Here is a 17,648-nt window from a genome sequence, read left to right on the forward strand (position 1 = left end):
GGGCGGTCAGCAATCGAAGCCGCGTTCGCTTCGCATGTAGTCGACTTCTTCCTTCGACATCGACCTGAACATCACACAAACGGTGAAACTGCCAACCTGGTGACCGTTTCTGGTGTATCCCCAGTCGGAAATATCGTCCCGGTTGAATTCGATATACTGGCCAGCCACGACGTTGTGGACACTATGTGGCTCATTCGCCAATATCCCCACGAATCCGGTTTCGTTCCGCTGGAACGGGATGACCCAGAAGTGTTCGGTCACATTTCCGTCCTTGATCATCACCTTCAGTTTGAATGTGTCCGTTCCAGGTGGCGGTGTCTGGGATAATGCTAGGAATTCATCCAGGCTGGCACGTGCCTGTGCAGTCGCCGCCGCCATATCTGGATCGTCAGGCGCGACTGCGACGACGCTGTCGTCGCCCTGACTGGAGTCCTGAGCCTCGGCGGATATCGGAGCAAGCGCTAGCATCAGGGACAGTATCGCGCGGGACACGTGCTTCATGGAATGGGCGCCCTTACAATGGTCAGCATCATCATGGATCCGTTCGCTTTTTCAACCATAGCGTGAAAAATACCTTCATTACAACCATAAGAAAATGCTCCTGATGCCGCAACTGCCGCTGTAGTTCTGCTACGCACTCCGGCTATGGTTTTTGCCGGAAGCTCGCGCTATCTCTGAGGCAGCGAGGGGTTCATGATCGGAGAACGCAAGGGGTTTCGCCTGTCGCGGCGGCTGCTGCTGGGTGCGGCGGTGGTGGGCGGCGCGATGCTGTGGGGCGGCACGACCGTGGCGCGGCTGGCGCGCGGTCCGTCCGGGCAGAAGAATTCCGGGCGCATTGCCGACATTGACGGGATCGACCTGGCTCAGAAGCCGCTGGAGGGCCCGCCAGCCTACGATACGTCGCTGCCATGGCTGACCAAGGGCGGCGACATCAACGATGCCAGCGGCCTGTCGATGACGCCAGTCTACGGCGTCATCGAAGTCAGCGAGGAAGACCACATTGCGAGCGCGTTGGCCTTTGCCCGCACCAATGGCCTGAAGGTCTCGATCGCGGCGGTGCGCCATTCGATGGGCGGCCACGCTTTCGACGACAACGCACTGGTCCTCGACATGCGCAAATTCAACAAGGTCAGCGTCGATGCGGCGGCGAAGACGATGACCTTGCAGCCGGGCGCGCGCTGGCACGACATCCAGAACCTTTTGCACCCGCGCTTTGCGGTGAAGGCTATGCAGTCGACTGACATCTTTTCGGTCGGCGGCTCGCTGTCGGTCAACGCGCATGGCATGGACCACCAGGCCGGCTCCGTTGCCGGCTCGATCCGTTCGATGCGGGTGATGCTGGCGGACGGTTCGGTGACAACCTGCTCACCGGCTGAAAACACCGAGCTATTCCGCCACGTCGTCGGCGGCTACGGCCTGTTCGGCGTGGTGCTGGAGGCGACGCTCGACATCGTCGACAACGCCGTCTACCGGACCTCGCGCGAGATCATCAAATCGGACGACTTTCCAAAGTTCTTCGCCGAGGTGCTGGAGCCAAACAGGGCGATCGGTCTGTTTTATGGGCATCTGTCGACTGCGCCGGGCAATTTCCTCGAGGATATGATCGTCTACCGCTATGACAAGGTGGCCGACCAGCCGCCGGCCGACCAGCCGGCAATCGGCGAGCCGGGTTCGGTTGGGCTGAAGCGGGTGATCATCAACCTGGCGAAGTGGGGCAGCCTGTTCCAGGAGCTGAAATGGTTCACCGAAAAGACGCTGGAGCCGCAATTCGAGAGCTGCACAGTGGCGCGGACAACGGCAATGGCCGAGGGCGAGGCCTGCCTCGTCACCCGCAACAATCCGATGCACGATTCAGTGCCCTATCTGTTCAACGATCTGCTCGATGAGACCGACATACTGCACGAATATTTCATCCCGCGGGCGGCGTATAACCCGTTCATCGCGGAAGCGCGCGAGATCCTGCGCAACCAGAGCCTGCCGGTGCTCAACGCGTCGGTGCGCATCGTCCACAAGGAGGATGTGGCGCTGAATTATGCGCCGGAGCCGGCCTATTCGCTGGTGCTCTACATCAATCAGCCGACCGACGCCGACGGCAATGCCAGGATGCGGGCGCTGACAAGGGCGCTGATCGACGTGACGATCAAGCATGGCGGGCGTTTTTTCCTGCCCTACCAGCTTCATTATACGGGCAAGGAACTGCTTGCCTCCTATCCGGAACTGCCGTCCTTCCTGGCGAAGAAGCGGCAATACGATCCGGACGAGCTGTTTTCGTCGACGTTTTATCGCGCCGTCAAGGCACTGATCGGCACGGCCTGAGCGGCGGCTACAGACCGTCAGGCAGCTTCGCCGCCAGCCAGTTCGCCGAACGCCTGGCGATGCCGATCGTTGCCGCTGCGGCGCGGCCGAGATCGGTCTTGACCACGGCGTAGCCGGTCTTCGTGCGGTAGAGCACGGCGCGGCCGCCATCGACCGCCGCTTCATAGGCGACCGGCCTGACGGCTTCCGTTTCCGTCGCCGTGGCCTGCGTTCCGACGGCAGCACTGGGCCGATGGCTCAGCTCCGGTGGCAGCGGGTCTGTCGCTGCCGTACTGGCCGTCGTCAATTCGGGCTCCGAAGTGGTCGCCACGAGCTGCGATGACGAAGACGAGTTCTGTGTCCGGCAGATGCCCGAGACCAGCGGATAATCGAAATTGCGCTCGTGCAGCATCTGGCTTTTCATCGCCGCTTCGCATTCGGCGATGGTCGACCATTTGGCGGGCGTCTCGCCGATATATTCGCAAAGTCTGGCGTCGCAATCGCAGCCGACGATGGTCATGGCGACAAGGGCGGTCTTGATCACGGTCTTGTCCCTCCGAGTTGCCTGGCGATGTGCGCAAGACAAAGTGCTACGGCATCATCAATCGTTGCGGAACAAGGCGGGATTTGGCCGCGATTGTGGAATGAGCGTGGCGGAGCATCACGCAACGTCTTGCCGAGGCCGGCTGTGACCGAAAGGCCTCAGTAATCGTAGACGTGCTCGAGCCTGGCGCCCGCCGTCATCAGCGCCGGCAGCACGAGGTGCAGTTTGCGCACGGCGACGGTCAGGCCGGTGCGGCGCGTCGAAGGTTCCGCCGGAAGCGGGTAGCTGAACAAGGTGCGTGCGCCTTCGGGAACATTGATCTCGTCATTGGAAAGCATGGTGACCATGATCTCGTCATTGCCGCCGATCTCGACGAAGGAGACGCCCTTGTCGATCAGGCGCGGGATCATGTCGGTGAACACCTGATAGCGCCTGGTGACGAAGACCGTGCCGTCGGCGCCGAGATCGCGCTCCAGCAAGGTGTCGGGCTCGTTGCGCGTCACCTCGCTGACCGGACCCTTGGCCCAGACGTGAATGTCGAGCAAGGCCGGGTCGGTGGTGGCGGCGAGCGCCGACTTGATCAGATCGGCGTAGCCCTGCTTGATGGTGTCGGCGAGGCCGAAGGCGAGCTTGCGTTCGCTGGTGCGGACGGCGCTGTCGTCCGCCGCCGGCTGGACGGCAAACAGGCCGGCACGCTTTTCGGCATAGGGAAACTGGTACCACGGCACCTGGTCGAGAAAACCGGCATAGTCCGCCACCACCTTGGCCTGGTAGATGTCGACCGCGGTGCGCTTGCCGGCTGTCGCTTCGGTGACGCGGCCGACCGTATTTTCATAGGCCCACTGGATAGCGTGCTCGATCGTGTGGCTGGTGCCGATGACCACCAGCATCTGGTGGTTGTCGAGGTTGAACTTGTAGGTGGAACTGGCGCGGATGACCATCGCATAGTCCTGCCAGAAGCGGCCAATATAGGAGAGATAGGGAAAACCGCTCGGCTGGTTCTTGTCGACGAAGCCGGCATATTCGCGGGCGGCGTAGACGATGGCCCATTCTGGATAGGTGAGAAAGGTCGATTCCTCCGGCCGCTGGTAGCCGGGGATCTCGGCACGGACCTTGTCGGCCAGCGCCTTCGGCGGGGCACCCTCAGTGACGCCCGGCAATGGTGTTGTGTCCAGCGACGGCGTCGTGAGAAAGCCGTAGGCCAGCCCGGCGATCGGGATCAACACGACAATGACGACGAGCCAGAGGATCGCCTTGATGATGCGCTTCAGCCAGCGGAACAGGAACATGGCCGGTCAGGCCGTAGCGAAATGGTCGTACACACGTTTCGACAGCCAGAACCCGACATAGACGGCGAAGCCGCCGATGACGATGTGCGGCAGGTTGGCGAAGAAGCGGGCCGGGAATTCGATGTCGTTCAAGGAGCGGAAGCCGTTGATGAAAATGCCGCCGTCGAGGCAGCCGGAACCGGTGACCAGGCCGAGCACGCCGTCAAACAGATAGACCGAGCCGAACAGCTTGAAATAGAACACCGCCTGGCGGTGCGAGATGAAGGCGGCCGCCAGCGCCCAGACGCCGGAGAAGGCGTGCAGCAAATCGTCATACCATTGCAGCGAGAACAGGCCGAACAGATTGCCGCCGGCATCGTTGAAGGCCGGCACATAGCCGATCGCAACAACACCGAAGAACAGGAAAGCATAGGCAACAGCAAGCTTCTGGATGAGCGTCATGAAATGTCCCCCTGTAGCCCTTTTAAACGGTCCCCGACGGCAAATGGATAGTAGCTGATTTTGGCGCAGCGTGAAGCGTCGCCGGCAAAATCGTCAGGCGGGGCCACAAAGACAGTCGGCGCCGGGATTTCTCCCAGCGCCTCCCTGTCAGATCAGGACACGGTCGCGGCAGCAACTCCCGAAAGATGTCGCGCCATTCCGGCCTTGATTTTGACGGTCCTGCCAGTCGCCACCCGAGGGCAGCGTCCGTTCCGGACCACGCCGGTCTCCGCTCTTGCGAGCTTTGCCCAGCGCGCCATCGAAGGTTTTTGCCGTCCTTCATGGCAGCATCGGTCCGCCGTTGGCGTTCGCACGCTTTCCGCGGCCCCGTAGGTCTCGGCTTCCATCCCTCCAACAAGCAAGCCTGTTCTCGTTCAGGGCCGTACGGGCCTCAGGAAATCCGCCGTTCCGCTTTGCCTTTCGGCGTGGCGATCGGTAGCCGCCTGAGATGGGTTTAACGTACGCCGGATAAGCGTTTGGCGAAACCGCCGCGAGCCTGTGGATAGCGGGATTATCGGGGACTGAACCCAGCGATGGAGCGAATTCCGATCTTCGTCGCCGGCCGCCTACCGGCAGCCGGGATTTGCCGTCGATGCCGAAACCGCATTGTCGGACATTCGATCTTGCCCCGCGGGCCGGCGCAGGCTTCAATGCCGGCAAATGATTGGAAGGCGTGTTCGATGGCCTTGGGGAGGCAGGCTTGAAGGTCGCGGTGATTCTCAATCCGATCGCCGGCGGCGGCAGGCTCAAGCGGCATTGGCCCGAGGTTGCGGCTTCGCTGAAAAGACATTTCGGCGATTTCGAGCTGCGTGAAACGCAGGCCGAGGGGGATGCCGAACGGCTGGCGCTCGACCTTGCCGCCATCGGCTTCGAGCTGGTGATCGCGGCCGGCGGCGACGGCACCGCCAGCGAGGTTGCCGACGGGCTGCTGAAGGCTTTCCGGGAAAGCGGCCGGACGGCCGAACTCGGGCTGCTGCCTTGCGGCACCGGCATCGACTTCGCCCGCGGGCTCGGCCTGTCGAACGATGTCGACCTGACGCTGAAGCGGATTGCCGAGGCCAAGCCGCGCAAGGTCGATGCCGGCTGCATCAGCTATGTCGACGACCACGGCGCGCTGGCCAGCCGCCATTTCATCAATATCGCCAGCCTCGGGCTTTCCGGCGCTACCGACCGTGCCGTCAACGCCGACAAGCGCAAGGGCAAGGTTTCGGCCAAGGCGCTGTTCTACTGGCGCACGGTCTGGGAATTCCTCCGTTACCGCTTCCAGGACGTTGCGATCACCATCGACGACGGTGCCCCGGTCGAGGCGCGCATGGCACTGGTGGCGGTGGCTAACGGAAAATTCTTCGGCGGCGGCATGATGATCGCGCCCGACGCCGAGCTTAACGACGGCGAGTTCGACATCGTCATCCTGCGCGCCGCCGGCAAGCTGAAGCTGATCTGGGACATCCGCCTGCTCTATGGCGGGCGGCACCGCAACCATCCGGCGATCACCATCCTGCGCGGCAAGAAAGTGGTTGTCGAGCCGCTCGGCGATCTGCAAAAGAACGCCGCGCTGATCGACATAGACGGCGAATCGCCGGGTCGCATACCGGCGACCTTCGAGATCCTGCCCGGCGCCTTGACGCTGAGATATTGAATCAAGGCGTTGAGGGCTTGATTAAAGTTCTTTCGGCGGTAATTCCGGTCCTACGTCCAACACGTTGAAATCGCGTGACATTGTCGCCCGCTCGACAGGTCACGGCATCAGTGGCGTCTGCATCATTTGCAAATGTAGGTCCTTGCCGGTCCAGGGATGCGCGTCACAGACGGCTTCGTCGAGCTCGACGCCGAGGCCGGGCTCCTTCGACGGGATGACATTACCGTCCTGCCATTCGATCTTCTTCTTGAGCAGCTTCTCGTGAAAACCGTCCCACTGCTTCAGCGATTCCAGAATGAGGAAGTTGGGCAGCGTCACCGCAAGCTGGATGTTGGCGGCGCCGACGATCGGCCCGCAATAGCAATGCGGCGCGACCTGGATGTGATAGGCCTCGGCCATGGCGGCGATCTTCTTGGTTTCGAGAATGCCGCCGGAGCGGCCAAGGTCGGGCTGAAGAATGGTCGCGGCACGGTTCTCGATGACCCGGGCAAATTCGAATTTCGTGGTCAATCTTTCCCCCGTTGCGATCGGGATAGAAGTGCCCCTTGCGACCTGAGCCATCACTTCGGGCATGTCGGGCGGCACCGGCTCCTCGAACCACAGCGGATCATAGGGCTCGATGGCGCGGGCGAGGCGCAGCGCGCCCGATGCGGTGAACTGGCCGTGCGTGCCGAACAGGATGTCGGCTCTGGTGCCGACCGCCTCGCGGATCGCCTTGACCATGCGGGCGGAGAGGTCGATGTCGACGAGGCGCGGCTGGTGGCCGTCGAAGGCGGTGCAGGGACCGGCCGGGTCGAGCTTGACCGCATTAAAACCCTGCTCGACATATTCGAGCGCGCAGGCTGCAGCCAGATCTGGATCGTTGTAGACGTTCTTGCCGCGCGCATCCTCCGAGTGGACGCTGCCGCTGTGCGGATAAAGGTAGGTATAGGAACGCAACGTTTCGTGCACCTGGCCGCCGAGCAGCTTGTAGACCGGCTTGCCCGCCTCTTTGCCGATGATGTCCCAGCAGGCGATTTCGAGCGCCGAGAAACAGCCCATGCCCGACACGTCGGGGCGCTGGGTGAAGCCGGACGAATAGGCGCGGCGGAAGAAATTTTCGACGTCGTGCGGATCGCGGCCGATCAGATAACGCTCGGCCATGTCCTCGACCATTTTCGCCGTGACATGGGCGGAGAAGGTGGCGTTGTAGGCCTCGCCATAGCCGACCACGCCGCCATCGGTGGTGAGCTTGACGAAAATGAAATACTTGCCGCCGATGCCGGGTGGCGGATTGCCGACAACCCAGGTCTTGACGTCGGTGATTTTCATTTCTGATCCTCCAGAACCAGTTCGGCGCCCTTCCATCCGGTCATGATCGCGGCGGCGTTGGTGTTGCCGGTGATGTTGTCGGGAAAGATCGAGGCATCGATGACGCGCAAGGCGTCGAGGCCATGCACCCTGAGGCGCGGATCGACGACGGCGCGCGCCGGGTTCGGCCCCATGCGGCAGGTCGAGACCGGGTGATAGACGGTGCCCGAGCGCTTCCTGAAATCCTGAACGAGATCCGCATCGGAGGTGATCGACGGACCGGGCAAAACCTCCTCTTCGATGATCTCGGCCATCGCCGGCATCGATGCGATCTTCCTGACGAATTTCACCGCCGCCAGCATTTCGGCGACGTCTGCTTCGGTCGACAACGCGTTGGCGACGATTTTCGGATAATCGCGCGGATTGCTGGAGCGGATCATGATCTCGCCACGGCTCGACGGGCGGCAATTGGACAGGCCGATGGAAAAACCCGGCCATGGGTCGGGCGTCAGAATCGGGCGTTCGCCGCTCTTCGGAATGACGGTCGAAAACGCCTGGAAATAGAGCTGCATGTTGGGCCGTGCCGCGGCCGGGTCGGTGCGGAAGAAGCCGCCGGCATTGTTCATCGACAGCGACAGCGGACCCGACCGCAGGAGGACATATTGCATGCCGACCAGCAGCTTGCCCCACCACGGGCGCAGGATCTGGTTGAGCGTCGGCTGCCTGCCCTTGAAGGTGTAGTTGATGCCGACATGGTCCTGCAGGTTTGCCCCGACATTCTCGTTGGCGCAAATGACGGGAATGCCGAGCGCACCAAGCGACGCCGACGGGCCGATGCCTGAAAGCTGCAGCAATTGGGGCGAATTGACCGAGCCGCCCGACAGGATGATCTCACGGCCGGCGCGGGCGGTTTTCGTCTCGCCATTCTGGAGATACTCGATACCGACGGCGCGCTTGCCCTCGAACAGGATTTTTGTCGCCAGCGCGTTGGTCTCGACGCGGACGTTTTTGCGCTTCATTGCCGGGCGCAGGAAGGCGCGCGCCGCCGACATGCGGCGGCCGTTTTTGGTGGTGATCTGATAGACGCCGACGCCTTCCTGCGAAACGCCGTTGAAATCCGGGTTGAGCGGCAGGCCGGCTTGATTGGCGGCCGCGAGATAGCGCTTGGTGAGCGGATGGACGGAGGTCGAGCAGTCGGTGATATGCAGCGGCCCGCCGACGCCGCGCCATTGGTCGGCGCCGGCCTGGTTGTCCTCGAGCGCCTTGAACGCGGGCAGCAGGTCGTCGAAGCCCCAGCCGGGATTGCCGGCATCCCGCCAGGCGTCGAAATCCTCGCGCGCGCCCCTGATCCAGACCATGGCATTGATTGAACTCGAGCCGCCGAGCAGCTTGCCGCGCGGCCAGTGGTCGACATTGCCGGCGAGGCCGGGGTCCGGATCGGCCTTGTAGTTCCAGTTTACCGCCGGGTCGAAGAAGGTCTTGCCGTAGCCGAGCGGCATCTGCACGTAGAAGCGGCGGTCGCTGCCGCCGGCCTCGAGCACCAGCACCGAGAAGCGGCCGGAAGCCGACAGCCTTTCGGCCAGGACCGAGCCGGCCGAGCCGGAACCGACGATGATGAAGTCATAGGTTTGCATGGTGGCTGCGGCTGGCTCCGGAATTCGGCTCTAACCTAGGCTTCGGCGCGACGCGGCGTCGCCGGGTCTTCCGGCATCCGATGTGAAAAAAGCGACTGGTGATATTCGGTTTGAATGGCCGCTTGTTGCCGGAGTTAGTTTTGCTACGGCAACAATCATACGCGTTTTAGCAATCAATGCCGATGTGTTCGAGCAGGGATGACCGAAGGCTGCCGTTCGCGCTCGGTCATTGAATTGATCCGTGCGATCAGTAATGTTTGCTGACGACCCTCACGATTGCCGTTGAAGAGGTTAGATGTTCTCCAGCTTGATCGAAAGATTTCGTCGGCAACCAGACCTCGGTCGTGCGCCTCAGCGTGGTAAAGCCTTGGGCGACATTGCCGCTGCAGCATTGGAAGGCGGCTTGGCGTCCGATTTTCAGCGAGTAGGGGATTTGTTCTGGGTTGGCCGTCCAACAGATCACATACGCTATCTGCTGAAATTTCAGGCGTTGAAAGGCATGACCTTCTCCGCCTGTTGGGGCGTCTCGATCGACTTTGTACCAATTTTCAGAGGCGGAAGCCTCCGGTGGAAAAGAACGGCGAAGTCGGCGAATTTTGATCTTTGCATTGACCCGATTGATTCATCGGGCCGGATTCCCAACTGGTGCTCATTCTATAGTAACGATAGCGCCGATCAGGTTGAACGCGCCGCTTTGGCGGCGCTCAATGCTGCCCAGCAGGACTGGTCCAGAATCACCGCACTAAAGGACGTTGCTGCTAGTTTCGAACGACGGTCCAAGATGAAATTTCGACGTTTTTCGTTGGAAAACTATGTGCAAACAGACCTCGCCTGGGGCTTGGCCCTTGTTGCCGTTGGAGACGCGGATCGGGGCCAGCATCACATCGATGCATTTTGTGAGCAATTTGCCGTTGCCCCGGAGACGACCATCCTCGCAAAAGCGAGAAGCGAAGCGGGCGCAATAGCGGTTGGATGACAACTTTCCACCCATAGCCGAAACTTCAAGCTGCGATCACAGGCGATGATCGGCAATCTGCTTGAAATCATAGCGCATGATCGGGCGGGCCGGCGTCCTGCGGGCAACGACCCTGAACCCGGCGCGCGCGAAGGTGGAGGCATATCCGCTGCCGGAAGCGCTCGGCGATACGTCGGCGTCGAAAGGATAGGCTTCGAGTGCCGGAGCATTTGCGCGCCTTGCGACTTCCAGGGCCTATGCAATCAGCTGGGATGTTACGCCCCGCCGGCGGTATTGTTTTCGCACGTAGAGGCAGGACACGGACCAGACCGGCCTGTCGTCCACGCGCTTGAGCTGCCATAGCCGATCGAGCCAGGGCAGGGCGTCTCGCGGCGTCACCTGGCACCAGCCGACAGCCACATCGCCGTCGAAAGCAAGCAAACCTGGAGGCGGACCATGCTGGACGGCTTGCCGGAACGCTGCCTTGTTTTCCTCGTCGGGCCGCTTTCGATAAGAACGACCGATCCGCCCGTACATACACCAACAACGACTGCAGACGGCGCTGTCGCCGAACAGGTCCTCGAGCGCCGGCCACAGATCGGGCGTCAGTGGGCGAAAGCCAAGTTCCATGTCAGCCGTCATCCGCTACCTGTGTTGCCCAGTCTAGCCCGAGCTACGCGTTAGTGCATCATAGGTTGCGGTCCATGCGGTGATGTTCGAAACGGCCTTCACTCAGCATCCCCGCCGTGCTCCGGCTCAGCGCAGAAAACCGAGCACGGCCTCTATGAATTCGGCGGAGTACTCGACATTCGACAAGTGGACCGCGGGCAGGACAACCAGTTTCGCGCCGGGCACCGTCGCCGCGATCAGCTCGCTGTGGCTGGCGGCTGTCACCGTGTCGTGGCGGCCGGCGATCACCAGCGTCGGCGTGGAAATCAGCGCTATGGTTCGGCGAAGGTCCGCATCGCGAACCGCCGCAAATAAACCAGCCAGGCCTTGCCGGTCGATGGCCAGCAGCATGGCGCGAAATTCTTCGACGACGGGCTCGTTGGCCGCCAGCATACGCGCAGGAAACCAGTTGCCCAGGAACATCTCGGCGGTTTCCGACATGTCCGGCGCCTGCAGCACGGCGGCAATGCGCTCATCAAACTGCTTTGCCGGTCCGAGGTAGGATGAGGTGTTGCTCAGGATCAAGCGCTCGATCCGCTCGGGCGCATGAATGCCGAGCCACTGCCCGACGAAGCCGCCCAACGACAGACCGAGGAAGTGTACGCGTTCAATGCCCAGGGCATTGAGCAACTCGATCACGTCGCGGCCAAGCCGGTCGAGCGAATAAGCACCGGCCGGAACGCTCGACCCTCCGTGGCCGCGAAAATCATAGCGCAGAACACGGAAATGCTTCGACAGCTCGTCGATCTGCATGTCCCACATCCGCAGCGTGGTGCCGATGGAATTCGACAGCATCAGCACAGGCTTGCCGGCGTCGCCGTCGATGCGGTAGGCGATGCGTGTGCCATCGCCGACGGTCACGAAATCCAGCTCATTCATGGTGAATACACCTTCCTTTTTGAAGCGCTGAATGTGGCAAAGCCTAGCTGCGGCGCGCTTTTGACGATATTACAAAGATAGGACTATCTCTGTAATAGAAGCTGACATGGCCGAATTCACCCTACACGACCTGCAATGCTTCGATGCCGTGGTCCGCTGCGGCGGCTTTCAGCCTGCGGCGGCAATGCTGCATCGCTCGCACCCGGCTGTGTTCGCCGCCGTGGCAAAGCTGGAGCGGCAACTCGACCTCGTTCTTTTGGATCGCGGCGGCTATCGCGTGCGCCCCACCGAGGCAGGGCTGTCGTTCCATCGCAGGGCACAATCGCTGCTGCGCGAGCTCGAGGGCTTGCGGCTTCATGCTGCTCAGCTGTCAATGGGCGAAGAAACCGAGATCCATGTGGTGATCGGCGATCTGTGCCCGCGCCCGCAGGCACTGGGCATGCTCGGACGGTTCTTCGCCCAGTGTCCGGGCACACGCCTGCATCTGCATTTCGAGGCGGTGGGCGGCCCGTGGGAGCGCCTCTTCGACGACGAAGCCGATTTGATCCTGCACTGGATCGACAAGAGCGACCCACGGGTGGAATGGATCGATCTGTGCAAGGTGCAATTCGTTCCGGTAGTGGCGTCGGGCTTTCTGCCGGAGCGCATCAAGCACCCAATCACGCCGGATCAAATGCACGCGTTCACCCAATGTGTCATGCACGACACGGCCCGCCATTCACCACAACAAGACTACTTCATGATCGAGGGTGCGCCTCAATGCATGGTGGCCGATCAGGGCATGAAGAAGGAAATCATCCTGCAGGGCCTCGGATGGGGCCACATGCCCCGCTTCCTGGTCGAGGAAGAGCTGCGCGACGGACGCCTGCAATCCATTGCCGGTCGTCATCTGCCAGGCCGTACTGAGGAGTTGGTGGTTGCGCGCCGCCGCGACCGGCCGCACGGGCCGATCTCGAACCGTCTGTGGGACTATATCGAGCAAGAGGCGCCGACGTTGCGCCGAGCGCTCGAACCTCGGCAACCTATCCAGTAGGCGGAGGCCGTTCAGCGGACGGCCAAACCAGCGGCCTTACCCGCTTGAATTGATTGCTGCATAATCTGCAGCAGTGAACTGCATCCCGTCGCTATTTCCGCTGTTTATGAGGCGGATTATTGATGTCGCAAGGAGTTCGCCGTGAACCGCGCCGACCCGCCCGAAGATTTCCACTTCCCGCGGGGCAGTCCAACGGTCGGCATCCGCCCTGGCGGCGATCCCGTAGCCTGCGCCCAGCTTCATCCGCAACTCGAAGGACAAGACCATGAATATCGACCGTCGAACGTTCGGCATCGGCACCTTTAGTGCCGGCGCCTTACTACTTTCTCCGATCAGCCTCTTTGGGAGCAACGCTGCGGCTATCGCCGCCCCGTCTCCGGCTTCGCTTGCGAGCGCCCACAGGTTCATGCTCGGCGACCTCGAGGTTACTGCACTGAGCGACGGCTATCTCAATCTCGGCCTCGAACTCTTCCCTTCCGCAGATCCGGCTGCCGCTGAAGCGCTGCTGGCAAAGGCATTCCTGCCAAAACCACTCCCGACCTCGGTCAATGCTTACCTTGTCACCAGGGGCGACAGACGGGTGCTGATCGATACCGGCTCGGCATCGGCGATGGGGCCCATACTGGGACATATACCTGACGCGCTCGCCGCCGCCGGCGTCAGGCCGGAAGAAATCGACACGGTAATCATCACCCACCTCCATCCCGACCATGCCAACGGCCTTGTCGGTATTGGCGGCAATGCCGCCTTCCCGGCAGCGGAGGTCGTGGTTGCCGCGCCGGAATTCGCTTTCTGGCACGATGACGCGATCCTATCCAAGGCGCCCGACCAGATGAAGCCGTACTTCGAAATAGCGCGCAAATCGCTGGTGCCTTACTATGGCAAGGTCCGGAAGATCGAAGGCGAGGTCGAGATCGCACCCGGGATCAGCGCGTTGCCTGCGCCTGGACACACGCCGGGGCATCTCGCGCTTCGAATTGGTTCTGGTGACGCCAACCTGCTGCTCTTGACTGACGTAATCCACGCCTCCGCGCTGCAATTTGCACATCCGGAATGGGCAATCGCCTTCGACGTGGACCAGGAGGCCGCAATCGCCACACGCAAGAAGGTGCTCGACATGGTGTCAGCGGATGGCCTGCTCGTCGCAGGCATGCACCTGCCCTTCCCAGGCATCGGTCATGTCATCCGCGAAGGCAACGCCTACGCCTACGTGCCGACGCCCTGGCCCGCTTTGTGAAGCGCGCCTAGGTAAGCTCTCGGGCGCGCCAGCTTTCTCACCTCGGCCATGGAACGCAATCCTACTAGTTGCCACCATTCAGCGGCGTTGACCTGTCCGTGCCATGACGATACGGGATCGGGCGATCGGCTTCGAGAGGATTGGCCAAATGGTGCATTACGCGGACGGGCGGCCGATCGGCGATCTGACGCTCAGGACGCTGGCCATGCCTTCCGACGCCAATGCGGCGGGCGATATTTTCGGCGGCTGGGTGATGGCGCAGATGGATCTCGCCTGCGGCATCCGCGCCGCCGAGCGCGCCAAGGGCCGCGTGGTGACGGCGGCGGTGAAGGAAATGTCCTTCGCCAAGCCGATGAAGATCGGCGACACGCTGTGCATCTATACCCATGTCGAACGTGTCGGCCGTACCTCGATGACGCTCAAGGTCGAGGCCTGGGCGCAGCGCTATCTCTCCGACCTGATGGAGAAGGTCACCCATGCCGACTTCGTCATGGTGGCGCTGGACGGCGAAGGCAAGCCGAAGGCGGTTCCGGCCGAAGGCTGACCGGCCTGATTCCAGAAGACGGATTTAAACAGCCGTCTCTCCCGCGCGGGGGATGCGGGCAGCGATCCCGCGTGGTTTTTGACCAACGGGTTCCCGCATGCGCGCCTGCAACGCGACCGGCGGGATCTTGGGAGGAAAGACAATGCGTCAACACATGCTGAACGCTGCCCTGGCCGGTGCCTTTGCAGCCTTGCTCTGCCTGTCGTCCGCAAGTGCTTTTGCCGAGGTCAAAAAAGGCGATCCAGGCGCCACTTGCACGTCGGAAAACCGCACCATCAACGGGCAAGCGGCCAAGTGCGAGATCTGCTCGGCGACGAAATGCGACACCAGCGGCACGACGGTGAGCAATTGCCGCAAGGAGACGACCACGACCTGCACGATTGGCGGCAAGGTGGTCAGTCCCAACCCGAAATGGAACCGGATCGAGAAGCTGCCGAAGAGCAAGATGCAGTTACAGCAGTAGGGCTCATCCGGAGCATCCCCGACAGGTTCAAACCCTTGCAGCGCAAGGGTTCAGCTGTGCATGGCGTCGAATTTTTCACGCGCCGCCTTGACGCGCTCTGTGTTCTTGCGTGCCCATTCGCCGAGCGCATCGACCGGCACCAGAAGCTCGTAGCCAAGATCGGTCAATTCGTAGTCGACCCGCGGCGGGATGGTCGGGAACACCGTGCGGGTGACGAAGCCGTCGCGCTCGAGCCCGCGCAAAGTGGTGGTCAGCATCTTTTGCGAAATTCCGCCGACCGCGCTGCGCAGCTCGTTGAAGCGCAGCGGCCCATTGCCAAGCTTGCCGACCACGAGCACCGTCCATTTGTCGCCGACGCGCTGCAGGATTTCCGAGATGGCGCGGCAGTCCTCGGTGCGGTGCGGGTGCCTTGGTAACAAAAAAGTGCCTCCTTGCACATTGAGCGGCCAGTTACTCATATAGCTCAGGTATCTAAACGATACCAGTATTCCCGTAAGGAGAGCCCCCTCTATGTCAAAACCCAAAATCGCCGTCATCATTGGTTCGACCCGCGCGGCCCGCTTTGCCGACGTCCCGACCCAATGGATTGCCAAGATCGCCAAGTCGCACGCCGACATCGACGTTGAAGTCGTCGACCTGCGCGATTTCCCGCTGCCGTTCTTCGATGAGGTCGCATCCTCCGCCTGGGTGCCGTCGCAGAACGAAGTGGCGCAGCGCTGGCAAAAGAAGGTCGCCGGATTCGACGGCTTCATCTTCACCGCCGCGGAATACAATCATGGCCCGACGGCCGTGCTGAAGAACGCCATCGACTACGCCGCCAACGAGTGGAACAAGAAGCCGGCCGGCTTCGTCGGCTATGGCAGCGTCGGTGGCGCGCGCGCGGTCGAGCAGCTGAGGCTGCATGCGGTCGAGTTGCAGATGGCGCCGGTAAAGTCCGCCGTACACATCGCCTGGGCCGATTTCCTTGCCGTCAAGCAAGGCGACAAGAAGCTCGACGAGTTCGAGCACCTCAACCAGGCGGCAACCGCGCTGGTCAACGACATTGCATGGTGGGCCAGGGTGCTGAAGACGGCGCGTCAGGCCGATGCCGTCGCCGACGAAGTCAAGGCGGCCTGAGCAGGTCGAACAGTCCTCCCAAGGATTAATTCTCCCAAGCATTGGGGCGGCGCATGCGCCGCCCTTTTTGTTCACACGGCATGCGCGTCCTGCGCCTGCCGTGGCCTGATGATGCAATCGGCAAGGCGGTCCATCTCATTCAGCTCGTCGGCGTGATGCTGGCCCCACTGGCAAAGTGCCAGCAGGATCGGCTCGAGGCTGAGGCCGAGCCGCGTCGCCGAATATTCGACGCGCGAGGGGATCTCGGCAAAGATCTCGCGGCGCACGAGGCCGTGCTCTTCCATTTCGCGAAGCTGCTGGATCAGCACTTTCTGGGTAATGCCGGGCATCAGCGCCTGCAGCGCCGACAGCCGCCGCGGCCCGTCGAAGAGATGGTACAGGATGACCGCCTTCCAGCGGCCCGAAATCACTTTCAGCGCGCGCTCCGCCGGCAGCATCGGCAGCCTCTTGATCAGCTTGGCCATGGTCACCTCCCGGTCAGTCGCGGACAAATCGGTGTGTAGTCGAAGCCAGGCAGATAGTGGCAAACAGCGGCCGATGCCAATAGCGATCGGTGCATGCCATGAGAGCCATTCAACTGAACCGTTTCGGCGGGCCCGACGTTCTCGACATAGCCGCGGTGCCGAAGCCTGAGCCGCAAGCCGGCGAGGTCCTGGTCCGCGTTCGGGCGGCCGGGGTGAATTTCTTCGAAGTGCTGATGCGCGCGGATCGCTATGCGGTGACGCCGCAACTGCCGATGATCCCTGGCGTCGAGGCCGCCGGGATCGTCGAGGCGCTCGGGCAGGGGGTGGAGGCTTCCTTGCTCGGCACGCGCGTCGCCGCGCCGTTGTTCGCCTCGAGCCGCCCGCTTGGCGGCTATTCCGAGTATGCGACGATCGACGCAAGCCTGGCCGTGCCCTTGCCGGATGCGCTCTCGTTCGAAAACGCGACGGCGTTGATGGTGCAAGGACTGACGGCGCTGCATCTGTCGCGGCAAAGCCCGCCCGGCGGCAAATCGGTGCTGGTCGCCGCTGCCGCGGGCGGCGTCGGTTCGTTGCTTGTCCAGCTTGCGAAGCGGGCAGGGGCGAGCAATGTCATCGCGGCAGCCGGCAGCAAGGCCAAGCTCGATCTTGCTTTGTCACTGGGGGCCGATGCTGCCGTCGATTATAGCAACACGGATTGGCCGGAGCACGTCCGGGCAGCGACAGGTGGCGCTGGCGTCGACATCATCTACGACATTGTCGGCGGCCCGCTGACGGCGGCTGCGCTCGAGGCTCTGGCGCCTCGCGGAGAGCTGGTGTTTGCGGCACTTGGCAGATACGCGCTCGGCGCCCCGCAGATGGAGGCGATGATCGGCCGCAACCAGTCGCTGAGGGGTTTTGCCCTGCTTCCGTTGCTGTCTACGGACGGGCTCCGTGACGATCTTTTGGAGCTTTTCGATCTGGCCGCTGGTGGTCAGCTTGTGGTGACCAAAGGTGGCCGCTTCCCGCTCGACCAGGCCAGCCACGCACATCGCCTGCTGGAGGAGCGCGGCGCGACCGGCAAAGTTGTCTTGATACCTTAGTAGGTGCTCGGCAAGGAGCCGAGGATCCGGGCTTGCAC

General features: G+C 62.2%; 20 protein-coding genes. 9 read left to right on the forward strand and 11 right to left on the reverse strand.

Going from position 1 to position 17,648, the window contains the following annotated elements:
- Nucleotides 1–6: 6 nt before the first annotated feature.
- Nucleotides 7–501 (reverse strand): YegJ family protein, encoded by a 495-nt coding sequence (locus NKH23_RS07345; RefSeq protein ID WP_352978446.1) that lies wholly within the window; start codon nucleotides 499–501, stop codon nucleotides 7–9.
- A 192-nt stretch (nucleotides 502–693) separates the two neighbouring features.
- Between NKH23_RS07345 and NKH23_RS07350 the strand changes: the two genes are divergently transcribed.
- A complete protein-coding gene (locus NKH23_RS07350) occupies nucleotides 694–2,316 on the forward strand; it encodes an FAD-binding oxidoreductase (RefSeq protein ID WP_353025759.1) in 1,623 nt (540 codons plus the stop codon).
- Between the two features lie 7 nt (nucleotides 2,317–2,323).
- Here the strand turns inward: NKH23_RS07350 and NKH23_RS07355 are convergent, their stop codons facing one another.
- From NKH23_RS07355 to NKH23_RS07365, 3 genes are all read right to left on the reverse strand, one after another.
- Nucleotides 2,324–2,839, reverse strand: a complete 516-nt coding sequence (locus NKH23_RS07355) for a hypothetical protein (protein WP_352713092.1) — start codon at nucleotides 2,837–2,839, stop codon at nucleotides 2,324–2,326.
- Between the two features lie 158 nt (nucleotides 2,840–2,997).
- A complete protein-coding gene (locus tag NKH23_RS07360) occupies nucleotides 2,998–4,128 on the reverse strand; it encodes a hypothetical protein (RefSeq protein WP_352713090.1) in 1,131 nt (376 codons plus the stop codon).
- A gap of 6 nt (nucleotides 4,129–4,134) precedes the next feature.
- A complete protein-coding gene (locus NKH23_RS07365) occupies nucleotides 4,135–4,569 on the reverse strand; it encodes a DUF4383 domain-containing protein (RefSeq protein WP_023719157.1) in 435 nt (144 codons plus the stop codon).
- A 739-nt stretch (nucleotides 4,570–5,308) separates the two neighbouring features.
- Here NKH23_RS07365 and NKH23_RS07370 point away from each other — a divergent pair.
- Entirely contained in the window at nucleotides 5,309–6,247 is a 939-nt protein-coding gene (locus NKH23_RS07370) for a diacylglycerol/lipid kinase family protein (protein ID WP_352912514.1), read from the forward strand.
- 99 nt (nucleotides 6,248–6,346) lie between these two features.
- Here the strand turns inward: NKH23_RS07370 and NKH23_RS07375 are convergent, their stop codons facing one another.
- Together NKH23_RS07375 and NKH23_RS07380 are read right to left on the reverse strand one after the other, a co-directional pair.
- A complete protein-coding gene (locus NKH23_RS07375; protein ID WP_353034398.1) occupies nucleotides 6,347–7,558 on the reverse strand; it encodes a mandelate racemase/muconate lactonizing enzyme family protein in 1,212 nt (403 codons plus the stop codon).
- The gene (locus NKH23_RS07380; RefSeq protein ID WP_352978451.1) at nucleotides 7,555–9,171 is read right to left on the reverse strand and encodes a GMC family oxidoreductase; all 1,617 of its coding nucleotides are present in this window, start codon (nucleotides 9,169–9,171) and stop codon (nucleotides 7,555–7,557) included. Before NKH23_RS07380 ends, NKH23_RS07375 begins: the two co-directional genes overlap by 4 nt.
- Before the next feature lie 295 nt (nucleotides 9,172–9,466).
- On the opposite strand from NKH23_RS07380, the gene NKH23_RS07385 reads away from it, so the two are divergent.
- On the forward strand, nucleotides 9,467–10,147 hold the full coding sequence (locus NKH23_RS07385) for a hypothetical protein (RefSeq protein ID WP_352912511.1): 681 nt from the start codon (nucleotides 9,467–9,469) through the stop codon (nucleotides 10,145–10,147).
- A 234-nt stretch (nucleotides 10,148–10,381) separates the two neighbouring features.
- On the opposite strand, the gene NKH23_RS07390 is transcribed toward NKH23_RS07385, so the two are convergent.
- Together NKH23_RS07390 and NKH23_RS07395 are read right to left on the reverse strand one after the other, a co-directional pair.
- On the reverse strand, nucleotides 10,382–10,756 hold the full coding sequence (locus NKH23_RS07390) for a GNAT family N-acetyltransferase (protein WP_352912510.1): 375 nt from the start codon (nucleotides 10,754–10,756) through the stop codon (nucleotides 10,382–10,384).
- Nucleotides 10,757–10,882: 126 nt separating this feature from the next.
- On the reverse strand, nucleotides 10,883–11,674 hold the full coding sequence (locus NKH23_RS07395) for an alpha/beta fold hydrolase (RefSeq protein WP_353034400.1): 792 nt from the start codon (nucleotides 11,672–11,674) through the stop codon (nucleotides 10,883–10,885).
- A gap of 106 nt (nucleotides 11,675–11,780) precedes the next feature.
- On the opposite strand from NKH23_RS07395, the gene NKH23_RS07400 reads away from it, so the two are divergent.
- Complete coding sequence (locus tag NKH23_RS07400; RefSeq protein ID WP_352912508.1) at nucleotides 11,781–12,707, forward strand: LysR family transcriptional regulator; 927 nt, start codon at nucleotides 11,781–11,783, stop codon at nucleotides 12,705–12,707.
- A gap of 36 nt (nucleotides 12,708–12,743) precedes the next feature.
- On the opposite strand, the gene NKH23_RS07405 is transcribed toward NKH23_RS07400, so the two are convergent.
- Nucleotides 12,744–13,115: a hypothetical protein gene (locus tag NKH23_RS07405; RefSeq protein ID WP_352912507.1), complete on the reverse strand. Its 372-nt coding sequence runs from the start codon at nucleotides 13,113–13,115 to the stop codon at nucleotides 12,744–12,746.
- On the opposite strand from NKH23_RS07405, the gene NKH23_RS07410 reads away from it, so the two are divergent.
- The 3 genes from NKH23_RS07410 (at nucleotide 13,114) to NKH23_RS07420 (ending at nucleotide 14,951) form a co-directional block, all read left to right on the forward strand.
- Nucleotides 13,114–13,944, forward strand: a complete 831-nt coding sequence (locus tag NKH23_RS07410) for an MBL fold metallo-hydrolase (RefSeq protein WP_352912506.1) — start codon at nucleotides 13,114–13,116, stop codon at nucleotides 13,942–13,944. The two genes, NKH23_RS07405 and NKH23_RS07410, sit on opposite strands and share 2 nt — an antisense overlap.
- A 148-nt stretch (nucleotides 13,945–14,092) precedes the next feature.
- Nucleotides 14,093–14,488, forward strand: a complete 396-nt coding sequence (locus tag NKH23_RS07415; RefSeq protein ID WP_023678380.1) for an acyl-CoA thioesterase — start codon at nucleotides 14,093–14,095, stop codon at nucleotides 14,486–14,488.
- 142 nt (nucleotides 14,489–14,630) lie between these two features.
- Nucleotides 14,631–14,951, forward strand: a complete 321-nt coding sequence (locus NKH23_RS07420) for a hypothetical protein (RefSeq protein ID WP_023719143.1) — start codon at nucleotides 14,631–14,633, stop codon at nucleotides 14,949–14,951.
- Nucleotides 14,952–15,001: 50 nt separating this feature from the next.
- Here the strand turns inward: NKH23_RS07420 and NKH23_RS07425 are convergent, their stop codons facing one another.
- Nucleotides 15,002–15,370, reverse strand: coding sequence for a winged helix-turn-helix transcriptional regulator (locus NKH23_RS07425; RefSeq protein WP_023678378.1), 369 nt, complete (start codon nucleotides 15,368–15,370; stop codon nucleotides 15,002–15,004).
- A gap of 91 nt (nucleotides 15,371–15,461) precedes the next feature.
- Here NKH23_RS07425 and NKH23_RS07430 point away from each other — a divergent pair, with 91 nt between their 5' ends.
- Nucleotides 15,462–16,067 carry an NADPH-dependent FMN reductase gene (locus NKH23_RS07430; RefSeq protein WP_352978456.1) on the forward strand — a complete coding sequence of 202 codons (606 nt, stop codon included), beginning with the start codon at nucleotides 15,462–15,464 and terminating at the stop codon, nucleotides 16,065–16,067.
- Between the two features lie 71 nt (nucleotides 16,068–16,138).
- Here NKH23_RS07430 and NKH23_RS07435 read toward each other — a convergent pair whose 3' ends face one another.
- Nucleotides 16,139–16,531 (reverse strand): winged helix-turn-helix transcriptional regulator, encoded by a 393-nt coding sequence (locus NKH23_RS07435; RefSeq protein ID WP_352713058.1) that lies wholly within the window; start codon nucleotides 16,529–16,531, stop codon nucleotides 16,139–16,141.
- 98 nt (nucleotides 16,532–16,629) lie between these two features.
- Here NKH23_RS07435 and NKH23_RS07440 point away from each other — a divergent pair, with 98 nt between their 5' ends.
- Nucleotides 16,630–17,610: a quinone oxidoreductase family protein gene (locus NKH23_RS07440; RefSeq protein WP_353025754.1), complete on the forward strand. Its 981-nt coding sequence runs from the start codon at nucleotides 16,630–16,632 to the stop codon at nucleotides 17,608–17,610.
- Nucleotides 17,611–17,648 lie beyond the last annotated feature (38 nt).

The organism is Mesorhizobium sp. M1328, from assembly GCF_040318075.1.
Lineage (GTDB): Bacteria > Pseudomonadota > Alphaproteobacteria > Rhizobiales > Rhizobiaceae > Mesorhizobium.

Coding starts and splice junctions, on each gene's coding strand:
- NKH23_RS07385 (WP_352912511.1), top strand. CDS start 9,467: ATGTTCTCCAGCTTGATCGAAAGATTTCGTCGGCAACCAGACCTCGGT.
- NKH23_RS07365 (WP_023719157.1), bottom strand. CDS start 4,569: ATGACGCTCATCCAGAAGCTTGCTGTTGCCTATGCTTTCCTGTTCTTC.
- NKH23_RS07405 (WP_352912507.1), bottom strand. CDS start 13,115: ATGAACCTGTGGGCGCTCGCAAGCGAAGCCGGAGACGGGGCGGCGATA.
- NKH23_RS07350 (WP_353025759.1), top strand. CDS start 694: ATGATCGGAGAACGCAAGGGGTTTCGCCTGTCGCGGCGGCTGCTGCTG.
- NKH23_RS07410 (WP_352912506.1), top strand. CDS start 13,114: ATGCTCGGCGACCTCGAGGTTACTGCACTGAGCGACGGCTATCTCAAT.
- NKH23_RS07390 (WP_352912510.1), bottom strand. CDS start 10,756: ATGGAACTTGGCTTTCGCCCACTGACGCCCGATCTGTGGCCGGCGCTC.
- NKH23_RS07400 (WP_352912508.1), top strand. CDS start 11,781: ATGGCCGAATTCACCCTACACGACCTGCAATGCTTCGATGCCGTGGTC.
- NKH23_RS07395 (WP_353034400.1), bottom strand. CDS start 11,674: ATGAATGAGCTGGATTTCGTGACCGTCGGCGATGGCACACGCATCGCC.
- NKH23_RS07420 (WP_023719143.1), top strand. CDS start 14,631: ATGCGTCAACACATGCTGAACGCTGCCCTGGCCGGTGCCTTTGCAGCC.
- NKH23_RS07440 (WP_353025754.1), top strand. CDS start 16,630: ATGAGAGCCATTCAACTGAACCGTTTCGGCGGGCCCGACGTTCTCGAC.
- NKH23_RS07380 (WP_352978451.1), bottom strand. CDS start 9,171: ATGCAAACCTATGACTTCATCATCGTCGGTTCCGGCTCGGCCGGCTCG.
- NKH23_RS07415 (WP_023678380.1), top strand. CDS start 14,093: ATGGTGCATTACGCGGACGGGCGGCCGATCGGCGATCTGACGCTCAGG.
- NKH23_RS07360 (WP_352713090.1), bottom strand. CDS start 4,128: ATGTTCCTGTTCCGCTGGCTGAAGCGCATCATCAAGGCGATCCTCTGG.
- NKH23_RS07375 (WP_353034398.1), bottom strand. CDS start 7,558: ATGAAAATCACCGACGTCAAGACCTGGGTTGTCGGCAATCCGCCACCC.
- NKH23_RS07430 (WP_352978456.1), top strand. CDS start 15,462: ATGTCAAAACCCAAAATCGCCGTCATCATTGGTTCGACCCGCGCGGCC.
- NKH23_RS07345 (WP_352978446.1), bottom strand. CDS start 501: ATGAAGCACGTGTCCCGCGCGATACTGTCCCTGATGCTAGCGCTTGCT.
- NKH23_RS07435 (WP_352713058.1), bottom strand. CDS start 16,531: ATGGCCAAGCTGATCAAGAGGCTGCCGATGCTGCCGGCGGAGCGCGCG.